At 62.7% G+C, this 15,996-nt stretch carries 12 protein-coding genes; all 12 read left to right on the top strand.

Annotation, left to right across the window (positions count from 1 at the left end):
* Nucleotides 1-373 precede the first annotated feature (373 nt).
* Nucleotides 374-1,222 carry a glycine betaine ABC transporter substrate-binding protein gene (locus ACZ2IA_RS20535; RefSeq protein WP_470294454.1) on the top strand — a complete coding sequence of 283 codons (849 nt, stop codon included), beginning with the start codon at nt 374-376 and terminating at the stop codon, nt 1,220-1,222.
* 570 nt (nt 1,223-1,792) lie between these two features.
* On the top strand, nt 1,793-2,326 hold the full coding sequence (locus ACZ2IA_RS20530; protein WP_470294453.1) for a DUF5943 domain-containing protein: 534 nt from the start codon (nt 1,793-1,795) through the stop codon (nt 2,324-2,326).
* A gap of 9 nt (nt 2,327-2,335) precedes the next feature.
* On the top strand, nt 2,336-4,396 hold the full coding sequence (locus tag ACZ2IA_RS20525; RefSeq protein WP_470294452.1) for an oxidoreductase: 2,061 nt from the start codon (nt 2,336-2,338) through the stop codon (nt 4,394-4,396).
* A 1-nt stretch (nt 4,397) separates the two neighbouring features.
* Nucleotides 4,398-6,293 (top strand): (Fe-S)-binding protein, encoded by a 1,896-nt coding sequence (locus ACZ2IA_RS20520; protein WP_470294451.1) that lies wholly within the window; start codon nt 4,398-4,400, stop codon nt 6,291-6,293.
* Nucleotides 6,294-6,304: 11 nt separating this feature from the next.
* Nucleotides 6,305-7,420 carry an electron transfer flavoprotein subunit alpha/FixB family protein gene (locus ACZ2IA_RS20515; RefSeq protein ID WP_470294450.1) on the top strand — a complete coding sequence of 372 codons (1,116 nt, stop codon included), beginning with the start codon at nt 6,305-6,307 and terminating at the stop codon, nt 7,418-7,420.
* Entirely contained in the window at nt 7,417-8,187 is a 771-nt protein-coding gene (locus tag ACZ2IA_RS20510) for an adenine nucleotide alpha hydrolase family protein (protein WP_470294449.1), read from the top strand. The genes ACZ2IA_RS20515 and ACZ2IA_RS20510 overlap by 4 nt, the downstream gene beginning before the upstream one ends.
* Before the next feature lie 55 nt (nt 8,188-8,242).
* Nucleotides 8,243-9,505 carry an aromatic ring-hydroxylating oxygenase subunit alpha gene (locus ACZ2IA_RS20505; protein WP_470294448.1) on the top strand — a complete coding sequence of 421 codons (1,263 nt, stop codon included), beginning with the start codon at nt 8,243-8,245 and terminating at the stop codon, nt 9,503-9,505.
* 215 nt (nt 9,506-9,720) lie between these two features.
* Nucleotides 9,721-10,833 carry an FAD-binding oxidoreductase gene (locus ACZ2IA_RS20500; protein ID WP_470294447.1) on the top strand — a complete coding sequence of 371 codons (1,113 nt, stop codon included), beginning with the start codon at nt 9,721-9,723 and terminating at the stop codon, nt 10,831-10,833.
* 451 nt (nt 10,834-11,284) lie between these two features.
* The gene (locus ACZ2IA_RS20495; RefSeq protein WP_470294446.1) at nt 11,285-12,439 is read left to right on the top strand and encodes a quaternary amine ABC transporter ATP-binding protein; all 1,155 of its coding nucleotides are present in this window, start codon (nt 11,285-11,287) and stop codon (nt 12,437-12,439) included.
* A gap of 68 nt (nt 12,440-12,507) precedes the next feature.
* The gene (locus tag ACZ2IA_RS20490; protein WP_470294445.1) at nt 12,508-13,374 is read left to right on the top strand and encodes an ABC transporter permease; all 867 of its coding nucleotides are present in this window, start codon (nt 12,508-12,510) and stop codon (nt 13,372-13,374) included.
* Nucleotides 13,375-13,567: 193 nt separating this feature from the next.
* Nucleotides 13,568-14,551, top strand: coding sequence for a GlxA family transcriptional regulator (locus ACZ2IA_RS20485; protein ID WP_470294444.1), 984 nt, complete (start codon nt 13,568-13,570; stop codon nt 14,549-14,551).
* A 327-nt stretch (nt 14,552-14,878) separates the two neighbouring features.
* Nucleotides 14,879-15,996 (top strand): L-serine ammonia-lyase (locus tag ACZ2IA_RS20480; RefSeq protein ID WP_470294443.1); only part of this gene is annotated, 1,118 nt, incomplete at its 3' end.

Raw genomic sequence — 15,996 nt, 5'->3', positions numbered from 1 at the left:
GTCAGCTGCCAGCATACCCGTGTGGCTGACAACCTAAGCTGCGACAGTAATGCTCCCATTCAAGTTAAATGATGAATGCAAAACAGCGGCGTCTAACTTTTTGGCATGTCGGGCAACAGCAACAACGGGTCGGTGTGGGGTGGTTCCATATAGAAGAGAACCGGCAGCATGAGATCACAAAGGCAAAGACCGTGAATCCTCCGTGGAGCGCTGGCGGAGGTGGCGAGGCAAGGATCGCAACCCGATCCCGGCGGCTTGGGCATTAAGCCTGTTGAGCCTTTTTAATACCGGCGGAGCGCAAACGCGGCCGACGTTGTTCGTGGCCGGAGCCACCCTCCGGTCGTGGTTTTAGCCATCATCAGGGGGTAATCCAATGAAAAGATCCTACAAGCTTCGTTTCGCTGCGCTGGCGCTAGCCGTCGTATCGGCCGGTAGCTTCGCCGCCAACAAACCCACCATCAAAATCGGCTACGTGGCCGGCTGGTCCGACAGCGTGGCCACCACTCACGTCGCCGCCACCATCATTAAAGAGAAGCTTGGCTACCCGGTCGAACTGGTGCCGGTAGCGGCCGGCATCATGTGGCAAGGCGTGGCGCGTGGCGACCTAGACGCCACCCTGTCCGCCTGGCTGCCGGTGACGCACGACAGCTACTACCAGCAATACAAAGACAAAACGGTGGACCTAGGCGCCAACTACCCGGGTGCCAAGATCGGCCTGATCGTGCCCGATTACGTCAAGGCGCGTACCGTGAGCGATCTTGAAGCGCAGAAAACCGCCTTTCAGGGCCGTATTGTCGGCATCGACGCCGGCGCCGGCGTGATGAAAAAGACCGAAGAAGCCATCAAGAGTTACGGCCTTGACTACAAGCTTCTGCCGAGTTCCGACATCGGCATGACGTCGGAACTGGCGCGCTCGGTCAAGGACCACAAGGCGGTCGCGGTGACCGGCTGGATTCCGCACTGGATGTTCGCCAAATGGAAGCTGCGCTTCCTGGAAGATCCGAAAAAGGTCTACGGCGAAGCCGAGCACGTGGATAGCGTGATCAACCCCGAGCTCAACACCAAGGCGCCGGAGGTGGTGGCTTTCCTGAAGAAGTTCTCATGGAAGGCGGAGGAAGTCGGTGCGGTGATGCTGGACGTGCAAGGCGGCAGCAAGCCGGATGCTGCGGCCGAAAAATGGATCAAGACCCACGGCTCGCGTGTGGACGGCTGGCTGCATTAAGCAGGATTTCTGCGTGGGAGGCTCCAATGTATCCCTTAGGATAATACTGCTCAGTTAAGACTAGTAGGTATCGTGCTCAACGATCCATCAGAATCCAGCTTGCCCTCAAGGAAGCTGGATTTTTCATGTCCTTTCAGACCGAATTAGCTGAAGTCGCTGGCCATGTCATGCAGTACGGTTTTGCGCTTGCCCTCGGACAGGCGAGCAATGCCTAAAAGGATTACTGCCACAGTAATGGCAGAAAGCAGCAGCTCTTCCGGCGCCTGGGCAGCCCCCTCCCCCGTTATCAGGCTGCTGCCGCATCAGTTCGGACACTCCGTTGGTGCCGAGGATGATCATTTCGGCAGCCGAAGCTGTAGTGCTCTAAAGCCATGGACTACACCAACACCGCCAAATCATTCTTGACCTAGCTCTACATTTCTTACCTGCGGATGTCGGGTATGTCGTTCTAAGGCAAATCACGGTCGTCGGAGCGGAAACAGCGTGCCCTACGCTGCGGCACTATCGCTGTTAAGAGCTTCCTGCGGCCGGAATGTCTGGCCGCCTCGCGAACATCAACAGGAGATGCCCATGCAACCGCTAGTTCCCATCGATGTGGATTCCGAAACCGGCATTTGGTCGACCGACGGCCTGCCGATGCTCTATGTGCCGCGCCACTTCTTCGTGAACAACCATACGGCGGTCGAAGCCGCGCTGGGCAAGGAAAAATACGCCGCCGCACTCTATGAAGCCGGCTACCGCTCGGCCTATTTCTGGTGCGAGAGCGAAGCCAAGACCCACGGGCTGTCCGGCATGGCCGTGTACGAGCACTACCTCAAGCGCCTGTCGCAGCGCGGTTGGGGACTGTTCTCCTTCATCGAGGCCGACGCCAGCAGCGGCCACGCCAAAATCCGCCTCGACCACTCCTGCTTCGTACTCGCGCAAGGCATCGCCGGCGTACCAAAGAGCGAAGGCAAGACCTGTTATCTGTTCGCTGGCTGGTTCTCCGGTGCGATGGACTGGGTCGGCCAAACCAGCGGCCACGACTATCGCACGACAAGCCGAGAAACCCATTGCGCAGGCGAAGGTAGCGAGTACTGCGTGTTTACGGTTGAGCCGAAGTAAGGATCTGTCATGCGTTATCCCAATCTGTTTGCCCCGATTACGCTCAACAAGCTGACCATCCGCAACCGCATCGTTAGCACTGCGCACGCTGAAGTGTACGCCGAACCGGGCGGCTTGCCGGGCGACCGCTACATCCGTTACTACGAAGAGAAAGCCAAGGGCGGCGTCGGCCTCGCGATTTGCGGCGGCTCAAGCCCGGTATCTATCGACAGCCCACAGAGCTGGTGGAAGTCGGTGAACCTGTCCACCGACCAGGTCATCGACCCGCTCAACCGCTTGGCCGAGGCGATGCACCGCCACGGCGCCAAGATTATGATTCAGGCGACCCACATGGGCCGCCGTTCCAGCTACTACGGCGAGCATTGGCCGCACCTGGTGAGCCCGTCTGGCATCCGCGAGCCGGTGCACCGCGGCAACGCCAAGATCATCGAGAAGCACGAGATCCACCGCATCATCGGCGACTTCGTGCAGGCGGCGCGCCGCATCAAGGCCGCCGGCATGGACGGCATGGAAATCTCCGCCGCGCACCAGCATTTGATGGACCAGTTCTGGAGCCCGCGCACCAACGTGCGCACCGACGAATACGGCGGCAGCCTGGAAAACCGCATGCGCTTCGGCATGGAAGTGTTCCAGGCGATGCGCGAGGAAGTGGGCGCGGATTTCTGCGTTGGCCTGCGCATGTGCGGCGACGAATTCCACGAAGACGGCCTCTCGCACGACATGCTCAAAGACATCGCGCAGGCGATGTCGGAAACCGGCCTGATCGACTACCTGAGCGTGGTTGGCTCGGGCGGCGACACCCACAACACCCTGGCCAACTGCATGCCGCCGATGGCGCTGCCGCCGGAGCCGTTTGTGCACTTGGCGGCCGGCATCAAGTCGGTGTCGAAAGTGCCGGTGATGCACGCGCAGAGCATCCGCGACCCGAACCAAGCCGAACGGATTCTTTCCTCCGGCATGGTGGACATGGTGGGCATGACCCGCGCGCAGATCGCCGACCCGCACATGGTGATCAAAATCCGCGACGGCAAGGAAGACCAGATCCGCCAGTGCGTGGGCGCCAACTATTGCATCGACCGCCAATACTTCGGCCAGGACGTGCTGTGCATCCAGAACGCCGCCACCAGCCGCGAGGCGACCATGCCGCACACCATCGAGAAGGCCCCCGCCAAGCGCAAGGTGGTGGTGGTCGGCGCCGGCCCGGCCGGTTTGGAAGCGGCGCGCGTGGCGCGCGAGCGCGGCCACGACGTGGTGCTGTTCGAGAAGAACGAAGTGGTGGGCGGGCAGATTGTGCTGGCCGCCAAAGCGCCGCAGCGCGAGCAGATGGCCGGCATCATCCGCTGGCTGGATATGGAAACGGTGCGCCTCGGCGTCGACCGCCGCCTGAACACCGCGGCTTCGGAAGAAATGATCCTGGCCGAGCAGCCGGACATCGTGGTGCTGGCCACCGGCGGCGTACCGAACAGCGAGATGGTGCCGGGCTGGGGCGTGAAGGAAGGCCTGTCGGTGACCGGCTGGGACATCCTGTCCGGCAAGGTGGCGCCGGCGAAGAACGTGCTGGTGTACGACGCGATCAGCGGCCATGCCGGCTTTGGCGTAGCCGACTTTATGGCCAGCCGCGGCAGCCAGGTCGAGATCGTTACCCCGGACGTGAAAGTGGGCGACGACACCGGCGGCACCACCTTCCCGATCTTCTACCGCCGCCTGTACGCGCAGGGGATGATCCCGACCCCGAACTACTGGATGGACCGCGTCTATCGCGAAGGCGACAAGCTGATCGCGGTGCTGCGCAACGAGTACACCGAGGCCTTGGAGGAACGCGCGGTCGATCAGGTGGTGGTGGAGAACGGCATCCTGCCGAACGACACGCTGTACTGGTCGCTGAAGGAGCAGTCGAAAAACAAGGGCCAGACCGATGTGCACACCCTGTTCGCTTCCCAGCCGCAGCCGAGCTTGTCCGAGCCGCTGAACAAGGGCGAGTTCCTGTTGTTCCGCGTTGGCGACTGCATCTCGATGCACAACATCCATGGCGCGATTTACGACGCGCTGCGTTTGGTGAAGGACTTCTAATATGTTCTCCCTCGCTCATGCCCTAACCGGCCTGTTCTGGCTCGGGGCGCTGCTGTTGACCCTGGGCTTGGCGCGCCGCGCCAGCCTGTGGAGTCAGGGGCGGGCCGCCACGGTGGCCTGGTCCGGGCTGTTCGCCATGCCCAAGCGCTATTTCGTCGACCTGCACCACGTGGTGGCGAAAGACCCGTTCATCGCCCGCGCCCACGTCGCCACAGCCGGCGGCGCGGTGGCGATTCTGCTGCTGGCCGGCCTCAACTACGGGCTGATGCTGTACAGCGGCTGGCTGGATGCGCTGCTGCTGCTGTCGGCCGTGCTGATGTTCGGCGGCGCGCTGATGATCCGCAAACGCCGCAAGGCGCCGCCTGCGCGTTTGTCCAAAGGCGCGTGGAGCCGCTTGCCGAAGAGTCTGTTGGCGTTTTCGATTGGCGCAGGTCTCGCAGCGGCGCTGGCCTTGATCGGCCCGGCGTTCGGCACCGCGCTGGCGCAAGGCCTGTCCTTGCTGGTGCTGGCGATGTTGGTGTGGGGCGGCGGTGAATTGGCGCTCGGCATTGGCATGGGCGGGCCGATGAAGCATGCGGTGGCTGGCCTGTTGCACTTGGCTTTCCACCCGCGCCCGGAACGTTTCCAGGGCAAACGCTCTACTGGTTTGATTCCAATCAGGTTGGTGGATAAAGATTACGGCGTGGAGAAGCCCAAGGATTTCGCCTGGAACCGCTTGTTGTCGTTTGACGCCTGCGTTCAGTGCGGCAAGTGCGAGGCAGCGTGCCCGGCCTACGCTGCCGGCCAGCCGCTCAACCCGAAAAAACTGATTCAAGACATGGTCACCGGCCTGGCTTCCGGCGACGGCACGAGCTACGCCGGCAACCCGCACCCGGGGCAAGGCCCGGCGCGTGCCGGTGCTGCCGACCAGCCGATTATGGCTGGACTGCTGGACCCGGAAACGCTGTGGTCGTGCACCACCTGCCGCGCCTGTGTGCAGGAATGTCCGATGCTGATCGAACACGTGGACGCGGTGGTGAGCATGCGCCGCAGCGTGACGCTGACCACCGGTGTGGTGCCGAACAAGGGCGGCGAAGCGCTGGCCAATCTACGTGACACCGACACCGTGGGCGGCTATCCGCTGGCAACGCGCTACAACTGGGCGGTGGATTTGAACGTGCCGGTTCTCAAGCCGGGCGAGAGCACCGATTGGCTGCTGCTGGCCGGCGAGGGCGCATTCGATATGCGCTACCAGCGCGCGCTGCGCTCGCTGATTAAGGTGCTGCACGCCGCCGGCTTGAAAGTGGCGGTGCTCGGCGAAGCGGAACGCGACTGCGGCGACCTGGCGCGCCGCCTCGGCGACGAAGCCACCTTCCAGCGCTTGGCCAAAGACAACATCGCCACCCTGGCGCAATACAAATTCAAGAACATCGTTACCTCCGACCCGCACGTGTTCCATTGCCTGAAGAATGAGTACCCGGCGTTTGGCGGCGAGTATCAGGTACAGCATCACAGCCAACTGCTGGAAGAGCTGCTGGCGAAGAAGGCGATTCCACTTAAAGAGAGCGCCAAACAGCAGCCGCTGACCACCTATCACGACCCTTGTTATCTGGGCCGCTACAACGGCGAGACTTCCGCGCCGCGCAATGTGCTCAAGGGCATCGGCATCAGGGTGGTGGAGATGGAGCGGTCCGGCATGCAGTCGCGCTGCTGCGGCTGGGGCGGTGGCGCATCGTTCACCGACATCCCGGGCAAGAAGCGGATTCCCGACATGCGCATGGACGACATCCGCGAAACCGGCGCCGAGCGCGTGGCGGTTGCCTGCCCGAATTGCACCGCGATGCTCGAAGGCGTGGTCGGACAGCGTCCCGATGTGGTCGACCTGGCCGAACTGGTCGCCGAACGGCTGGCCGTCTGAAGGGAAACACAATGTATAACGACCGACCCATTCCGCGTATCGACCCGCGCCGCCCGTATGTGATCGGCCCGAGCGGACTCAAGCGCATCGTGCTCGGCGAGAACGTCGGCAGCCGCGACCCGCAGGCAATAGGCGGCCACGGCCACCAGGCCAAGCCGGTGCGCAGCAGCGGGCCGTTCGCCCGACGTCTGATGGTGGTGGTGCATACCGACCGCGGCGCATTGGATGAAGCCGCGCGCGAGGCGCTGGCCGCCGCCGCCATCCTGGCCGGCAAGGACACCGAAGTGGTCGCGCTGCTGTTTGGCGCCAAGGCCGAAGCGGCCGAAGAAGCGGCGCGCGCCGCCGGGGTGGACCGGCTGATCTGCACCGCCGACCCCGGCTTCTCGCCCGAGCGCAAGCTCGCCTGGCTGTCGGCGATGTGGGAGCTGGAAGCGCCCGAACACGTGTTCTTTGCCGACCGCGGCGCCGACGCCGACCTCGGCCGCCGTTTCGCCTGCCGCCAGAAGCTGTCGGTGGCGAGCGACGTGGTCGAGATCGCGTTCGGCGAGATGCGCCGGCGCGTACCGGGCGGTCGCTTCGCGGTGCATAAGCTGCCGCAGGTGATGCTGCTGGCGCGCAAGGTGGCTGACACTCGGCTGCCGTTCGTCGGCCTCGGCAAGACCATGCAAGACACCGCGCTGCTGGCCGCCGACGAGCGTATCCGCGACCTCGGTACTCAGGCCAGCCCCGCCTCGCAGCTGGCGCTGGAAGAGGCCGACCTGATCCTGTCCGCCGGCAATGGCGTACAGCACGTCGAGACCTTTAAGACATTGGCCGAAGCGATGGGGGCCGCAACCGGCGCCTCGCGCGTGGCGGTCGACGACGGCCGCTTCCCGCGCGCGATGCAGGTCGGCGCTACCGGCAAGACGGTACAGGCGAGTGCCTACATTGCGCTCGGCATTTCCGGCGCGGTGCAGCACCTGCAGGGCATCAAAGACTGCCGTCACGTCATCGCGGTCAACCTCGACGCGTCGGCGGCGATCGCCAAGCGCGCCGACCTGACCATCGTCGACGACTGCCAGTCGTTCATGCAGGCATTGCTGCAATTGGTAGAAAGCGCACGCGCAGGCAAGGAGAAAGCAGCATGAAAACCAGCTCGTATACCCTACGCATCGCGGTGCTGGTAGCGCCGGCGGTGCATCCGGTTAGCGGCCGCCCCTGTGCCGGCCGCGCCGATTCGGCCGCGCTCGCGCTGGCCAAATCGCTCGGCGGCGAGCTCTCCGTGTTCTACGCCGGCACCGCCGATGATGCGGAGCTCGGCGATTACCTGGCGCAGGGCGCCGACAAGATCGAGGTGCTGGCCATGGGCGCGGGGGCCGACATCGCGTCGCTGCTCGCCATCCGTTTATCGAATTTCGACGTGGTGCTGTGCGGTGCCCGCTCCAGCGGCGGCGACGGCAGTGCACTGCTGCCTTACGCGCTGTCCGAGGCCTTGGGCCATCCGCTGCTGCCCGAGGTGTTGTCATTCAGTGCCGAAAGCGGTGGCATGCGTGCGCTGCAGTTCCTGCCCAAGGGCCAGCGCCGGCAATTGCTGACCGCCTTCCCGTTTGTCGCCACCGTGCACGAGCGCGCTGCCGCGCCGCTGCCGTACAGCTTTGCGCGCAAGGTCGAGGGCAAGGTGCTGCGCTCGCCGGCGATGGGCGGCGCGCGGGTACAAGTGCAATACGAGCCGGGTGATCGCCGTGCGCGTCCGCTGGTCGCTACCAGCCGTGCCAGCGGGCACGAACGTCTGCTCGTCGCGATTGCGGCCGATGACGGAAAAACGACCGGACAGGTCGTAAAACAGGGCGATTCTGTCGAAAAAGCGCAATTCGTGCTCGACTACCTGCGCCAACATCAGCTCATCGACTTCTGATTTTGGGCACGTCCCACCCGTGCATGTACTGACCGCATCGTTGGAGAGAATTCAAATGGAAAACAGCAAGATCACGTTCCATCGCCCGGACGTTAATCTGCGCGAACTGGTGGCCCGCCGCGTGCCGGGTTACAGCCTGGAAGCGCCGTTCTACACCTCGCCGGCCGTGTTCGATGCCGACATGGAACACATCTTTTCGAGCCACTGGATCTTCGTCGGCGTGACGCCGGACGTGCCGGAGCCGGGCGACTACATGACGGTGCAGCTCGGCAAGCAGCCGGTGCTGATCGTACGCGATGACGACAACGAAATCCGCGCCTTCCACAACGTATGCCGCCATCGCGGCTCGCGCTTGTGCTCGGCCGACAAGGGCACCGTTGGCAACTTGGTGTGCCCCTACCACCAGTGGACGTACGATCTGACCGGCAAGCTGATCTTTGCCGATCACATGGCCGATGGCTTCGACAAGTCTCACCACAGCCTGAAGCCGGTGCATCTGCGCAATATGGCCGGCATGCTGTTCATCTGCCTGGCGGACAACCCGCCGGAAGATTTCGACGACATGGCCCGTGCGATGACCCCGTACATCGCCCCGCACAAGATCGACGACTGCAAGATTGCGGTGCAGGTGGACATTCTGGAAGCCGGCAACTGGAAGCTGACGCTGGAAAACAACCGCGAGTGCTACCACTGCACCAGCAACCACCCGGAACTGAACGTATCGCTGTTCGCATACAGCTACGGCTTTGCGCCTAAGCCGGAGCAGGCCGAGGGCTTGCGCCAGTACGAGGAATTGGTGGCGGACCGCCACGCGCATTGGGAATCGTGTGGTCTGCCGTCCACCGAGATCGACCGCCTCGATGACGTAACCGGCTTCCGCACCATGCGCATGCCGCTGGATCGCTCCGGTGAATCGCAAACGCTGAATGCGCAGGCGGCTTGTAAGAAGCTGCTGGGCGATTTCAAGGATGCTTCGATCGGCGGTCTGTCGTTCTGGACTCAGCCGAACTCGTGGCACCACTTCATGGCCGACCACATCGTCACCTTCAGCGTGATTCCGCTCACCGCCGACACCACCTTGGTGCGCACCAAATGGCTGGTGCACAAGGACGCGGTGGAAGGCGTGGATTACGACACCGACAACCTGACCGCGGTGTGGAACGCCACCAACGACCAGGACCGCCGTTTGGTGGAAGAGTCGCAGAAAGGGGTAGAGAGCAGCGCCTACCATCCCGGCCCGTACTCGCCTTTCACCGAAACCTTGGTTGAGAAGTTCACCAACTGGTACATCAACCGCATGGGCGCGGCTTTGGAATAAACCACCGTACATGGAAATGTAGGGTGGGTTAGTTAATACGGCGTAACCCGCCGTTGCTCGACACTCGGCGGGGTATAACCCGCCCTGCAGCCGGTTTTGAAGGGTTGGTAGGGTGGGTTGGAAATGTAGGAAGGGTTAGCCGGTAGCGGCGCGCCCCGGAGGAAGTCCTCTTGGGGATAACCCACGCGGTAAGACCACCACATGGGGTAAGTATCATGAACACCGTAGTCGCGGAATTTGCCGCCACCCCGTTCAACACCGCAGCGCCGCTGTGGCAGCCGGGCGAAGACGACACCTTCGAATGCGTGCAGGTGCGTGACGAAACGCACGACGTCAAAACCTTCGTGTTCAAGGCCGTGCCGGCACGACAGTTCCGTTACCTGCCCGGCCAGTTCATCACATTGGAACTGGAAATCGACGGCGAAACCATCAACCGTTGTTACACCCTGTCCTCCACGCCGACCCGGCCCGACTGCGTGTCGATCACCGTCAAGCGCGTGCCGGACGGCAAAGTGTCCAACTGGCTGCACGACAACCTCAAGCCCGGCAATCGCGTCAGCGTGCTCGGGCCGGCTGGCGAGTTCAGCTTCGCGCTGCATCCGCAACGCCCTTATCTTTTCCTGTCCGGCGGCAGCGGCATCACGCCCTTGATGTCGATGTCGCGCGCGCTGACCGATCTGGCGCATCCGGCCGATATCGTATTCGTGCACAGCTCGCGCAGCCCGTCCGACATCATCTTCCGTCACGAAGTGGCGCTGTTGGCGCGCCAGCATGCCGGCTTCCGCCAGGTGCAGGTGTGTCAGACCAATGCTGGGGAGCCGGAGTGGTCGGGGCTAACCGGCTACCTGGATCGCGCCGCGCTGGAGCGCAGCGTGCCGGACTTCAAGGAGCGCACCGTGTTCTGCTGCGGTCCTGGTCCGTATATGGCCGGCGTGCGTAAGCTGCTGGAAGAGTCCGGCTTTGACATGGCGCACTACCACGAAGAAAGCTTCAACTTCGGCGAGCTGACCGCAGCTACCGGCGTGGAACAGGCGTCGGCCTGCGAACACGCCAGTTGCGAATCGGCTAGTTTCAAGGTGCGCTTTAGCCGTACCGGCGACGAAATCACCGTCGCACCGGGCCAGACTGTGCTGGCGGCGGCGCAGGCCAGCGGGCTACGCCTGCCGGCCTCATGCTCGCAAGGCCTGTGCGGCACCTGCAAATCGAAGCTGGTGGAAGGACAGGTCGATATGCAGCACGGCGGCGGCATCCGCAAGCGCGAGATCGACCAGGGGATGTTCCTGCCTTGTTGCAGCAAGCCGCTGTCCGACCTGGTGGTGGATAGGTAACCGTCCAAAGGATCGTAGGATGCAATACCACCTTCTAGCGGTGGCGTTGCACCGTACAAGAAAGGAAACGGCACTGCCGTTTTCAGTGGCCCATAATGACTAGGATAGCCGCATGTCGATTTCCGACACCATCAGCGTTCACTAATGCTGCATTTTCAGTCAGTTTTTGCCCAAAAAAAGGCCGTCCGAGCTGCTCGGATGGCCTTTTTTTTATTCTTCGCACACCAATTTGGTGCATAGCTTTCGCATGTCGCTTTTCGGCAGTTTTTTGTCGTTATGCAATTGCTAAAGAGTAGATACTCTACCTATCGTAGGCCTTGATCTACATCAACTATTACAAGAATTCGATGCTGGGTCCCCAAAGCGCTTTTGCGACAGGTGACCGGCCTTACGGAAAACAGGTAGTGGGCGCGCGCAGCGGTATCGGGGCGCACCGACAAAGGAGAAAGTGATGCAGTCGGCCAAGATAGTTGTAAAGGACCTCTACAAGGTGTTCGGGGACAAAACCCAGGAAGCCATGAGGCAACTGAAATCCGGCCAGAGCAAAGAGAAAGTCTTTGCCAATACCGGACAGGTTGTCGGGGTCAACAATGTCTCGCTTTCTGTCGGAGAAGGGGAAATCTTCGTATTGATGGGGTTGTCAGGTTCCGGCAAATCCACCCTGATCCGCCTGATCAACCGCCTGATGGACCCGACCGACGGCAGCATCATTCTGGATGGTCAGGACATCACCAAGCTGTCTCAGAAAGAGCTGGTCAATCTGCGCCGGCGCGACATGAGCATGGTGTTCCAGAGCTTCGCGCTGATGCCGCACCGCACGGTGCTGGACAATGCCGCCTTTGGCCTCGAAATCGCCGGCGTGCCGCGCCAGCAACGCGAGAAGCGTGCGATGGAAGTGCTGGAGCAAGTGGGCCTGGCGCCGTTCGCCCGTAAACATCCGCATGAGTTGTCCGGCGGCATGCAGCAACGGGTCGGCCTGGTGCGCGCGCTGGCGGTGAACCCGTCGCTGATGCTGATGGATGAAGCCTTCTCCGCGCTGGACCCGCTCAAACGCTCCGAAATGCAAGACATCCTGCTACAACTGCAGCGCAAGGAACGCCGCACCATCTTCTTCGTATCGCACGATCTGGAAGAGGCGCTACGCATCGGCACCCGCATCGCCATTATGGAAGGCGGCCGCCTGGTGCAGGTGGGCACGCCGCAGGAGATCATCGAGAACCCGGCCGACGACTACGTGCGCGACTTCTTCAAGAGCGTGGACACCTCGCGCTATCTGCAGGCGAAAGACCTGCTCGATCCGGCCGCTGCGGCGGTGATGGTGGGCGAGCACAATCTGGACTCGGCACGCGCTAACGGCCATCCGTGGGTAGCCTGCTTGTCGAAAGATCACAAATGGCTGGGCCTGATGGGCGCGGAGGGCGCGCGCTACACCGGCCAGTTGATCAATGTGTCGCCGGTGAAGCCTGCCTCCTGTCTGCCGGATGTGCTCAACCGACTGCTCGGCCAAAGCGAGCCGCTGCCGGTGGCCGACGACGACGGACTCTACCTGGGCGTGATTACCGCGACCAGCGTGCTGTCCAAATTGTCCGCCAATCGCACCCACTAAGGCGTGTTTGGATCTTGAATTATTCCGGACCGCGCCAGACGCGCTGTCCTTAGCAGGAGAGTCTTGAAATGTCCGATCTCTGGCACCGCATTATTAGCAACCCGCACGATTTCCTGCCCATCGGCACCTGGGTCAACGATTTCATTCGTTACCTGTTGGATAACAACGCCAACTCCTTCGACGCCATCGGCCGCACGGTGGAGCTGTTCGCCGTCACCATTGAAAACCTGCTGCTGAGCCTGCCCGCTTGGGTGCTGATTGGCTTCTTCGCCGCCATCGGCCTGTGGCGTTTGAGCTGGCGCTTCGCCGCCTTCGCCATCGCGGCATTCGGCCTGATTTACGCCATCGGCTTCTGGCCGCAAACGGTGTCCACCTTGGCGCTCACGCTGTCGGCCACACTGATCAGCCTGATGCTGGGCATTCCGCTGGGCATTTGGTGCGCCAAGAGCAAACGCGTGAGCTCCTTGGTGCGCCCGGCGCTCGACTTCATGCAGACCATGCCGGCCTTTGTGTATTTGATTCCTGCGGCAATGTTCTTCGGCCTCGGCCGCGTGCCGGGCATCCTGGCTACCGTGGTATTCGCGGTGCCGCCGGCGGTGCGCTTGACCAGCCTTGGCATCCGCCAGGTCAACAAGGAGCAAGTCGAAGCCGGTCACGCCTTCGGCTGTACCGGCTTGCAACTCTTGTTCAAAGTGCAGTTGCCGATCGCGCTGCCGGCGATCATGGCTGGTGTGAACCAGACCATCATGATGGCGCTGTCGATGGTGATCATCGCATCGATGGTGGGGGCCGGCGGCCTCGGTAACGACGTGCTCGCCAGTATCCAGCGCCTGGACGTTGGCCTTGGCTTCGAAAGCGGTCTGGCGGTAGTGCTGCTCGCGATCATCCTCGACCGCATCACCGAAAGTTTTGGTGGAGCGCCGACCAGCCGTTGATGGATAGCCCTTTTCCCTTTCCCTGGCCCCTCCAGCACGTGTGGGAGTGGGCCAGGGAGAGGGAAAACATAAACACAAGAAAAGGCCCGAGCATAGCCCGAATCCTGCTCAACAAAGCATAAAGGTGCGACGGCTCGACCCTCGCACTGTCGCCATTCCACCTGGTATGAAGAGAAGATCTCTGGAGGTTTGCATGGACCCTCAGCAACTGTCATCGCTGTCTCACATCGGCTTTCTGCTGTTGCCGAATTTTTCGATGATTGCCTTCAGCAACACGGTAGAACCGCTGCGCATGGCCAACCATCTGTCGCGCAAGAAGCTCTACCGTTGGACCATGCTCTCCAGCGATGGCGAAGCGGTAGCCGCCAGCAACGGGCTGTCGCTGTCGCCGATCAGTCGGCCGGATGACACGACGCAGTTCGACATGCTGATCGTGTGCGGCGGCATCAACATCCGCGAGGCGATCACCGAAGAAACGCTGGCGACCATCCGCCGTTTCGCCAAGGCCGGTGTGCCGCTCGGCGCGGTGTGCACCGGTACCTACGCCCTGGCCAAGGCCGGTGTGCTCAACGGCTACCGCTGCGCGATCCACTGGGAAAACCTGTCCGCGATCCGCGAGCAGTTCCCGAAGACCGTGTTCACCTCCGAGCTGTTCGTGATCGACCGCGACCGCTTTACCTGTAGCGGCGGCACTGCGCCGCTCGACCTGATGTGCAACCTGATCCGCTTCAAGGGCGGCAAGGGACTGGCGTCGGACGTTTCCGAGCAATTCATCCTCGAGCGCATCCGCGACCAGCGCGACCAGCAGCACATCCCGCTACTGTCGCGCGTCGGCACCGGGCATGAGTCACTGCTGGACGCCGCAATCGCGATGGAAATTAACATCGAAAACCCCTGTTCGTTGGAGCAGCTCGCCACCGACCTGGGCATGTCGCTGCGCCACCTCGAACGGTTGTTCAAGCGCTATCTCAACACCACACCGGCACAGTATTACATCGACCTGCGCTTGCGACGGGCACGCGAGCTGCTGCTGCAGACCAATATGAGCGTGATGGAAGTTACCGTGGCCTGTGGCTTCCTCTCGTCCTCGCATTTCTGCAAGTCCTACCGCAGCCTGTTCGGCTATCCGCCGAGCCGGGAGCGGCAGATGGACAACATCCAGTTGGCGGACGCCTAACGCTCACAACGGGGAGCGGCTTTTGCACAAATAGAATCCAGTGCGCAAAGCCCCTTCCCCCTGTCGAATTTAGAGCCGCTAACAAAACGAGGCATTGCCGAGTTTCTGCGAAGCTAAAACCCTTCCGGCGTTGTTGCGCTGCCTTGCCGTCCTACGTGTACTGTCTGCGGCAGCGCGACGAGCCGGAACCGCTTCGCTGGGTTTGTCAGCGGCTCTTAATGTGCCAGGTTGGCCGAACCGGCCTCCATTGAACTGGATCAGCAGTAGCAACAGACCGTCTTCAATATAAGTAGACGCTAAAATTATCTTCGGCAGGGGACCCCCGCAATGATCAGTGTTTTTGACATCTTCTCGATCGGTATCGGGCCATCGAGCTCGCACACCGTCGGGCCGATGAAGGCGGCGAAGGAATTCGTCGATGGTCTCGCCGCGCGCGGCGAGCCCGGCCGGGTGGCGCGCGTGCAGGCCGAGGTGTTCGGCTCGCTGGCGCTGACCGGCCACGGCCACGGCACCTTCGACGCGGTGCTGCTCGGCCTCGAGGGCCAGCACCCGCGCACCGCCGACCCGCAGCACCTGCAACGCCGCGCGCGCGAGCTGCAGGCCGGCGACACCGAAATCCGTCTGGCCGGCGAACGCCCGGTCGGCTTCCTGTTCTCGCGCGACTTCCTGGTGCATAGGCAGGAGTTCCTGCCCAAGCACCCCAACGGGATGCGCTTCACCGCCTTCGACGCGGCCGGCGACGCGGTGGCGAGCCAGGTCTACTACTCGATCGGCGGCGGCTTCATCGTCACCGACGAGGGCTACGGCCAGCCGCCGCCGGACGCGCGGCCGGTGCCGTTCCCGTTCAAGAGTGCCGCCGACCTGCTCGAGCATTGCCGCCGCCAGGGCAAGAGCATCGCCCAGATCATGACCGCCAACGAGATGGCACTCGGCCGCAGCGAAGACGAGATCCGCCACGACGCGCTGGAAATCGCCGGCGTGATGAAGGAGTGCGTCGAGAACGGCTGCCGCCACGACGGCACGCTGCCGGGCGGGCTGAACGTGCGGCGCCGCGCACCGGGGCTGTTCCGCAAGATGGTGTCGCAACAGCTCGGCGGCCGGCTCGACGCGATGCTCTGGCCGATGCTGTACGCGATGGCGGTGAACGAGGAAAACGCCTCGGGCGGTCGGGTGGTCACCGCGCCGACCAACGGCGCGGCCGGCATCGTGCCGTCGGTGCTGACCTACTACCGCAACTTCTACCCGGGCGCCAGCGACAGCGGCGTGGTCAACTTCCTGCTGACCGCCGGCGCGATCGGCCTGCTCTACAAGATGAACGCGTCGATCTCCGGCGCCGAAGTCGGCTGTCAGGGCGAGGTCGGGGTGGCGTGCTCGATGGCCGCCGGCGCCTACGCCGCGGTGATCGGCGGCACGCTGGAACAGGTCGAGAACGCCGCCGAAATCGG

This window comes from Crenobacter sp. CS_VA4 (assembly GCF_055597485.1).
The sequence above is the reverse complement of the archived record's forward strand: the minus strand, read 5'-3'. Positions and strand labels throughout refer to the sequence as shown.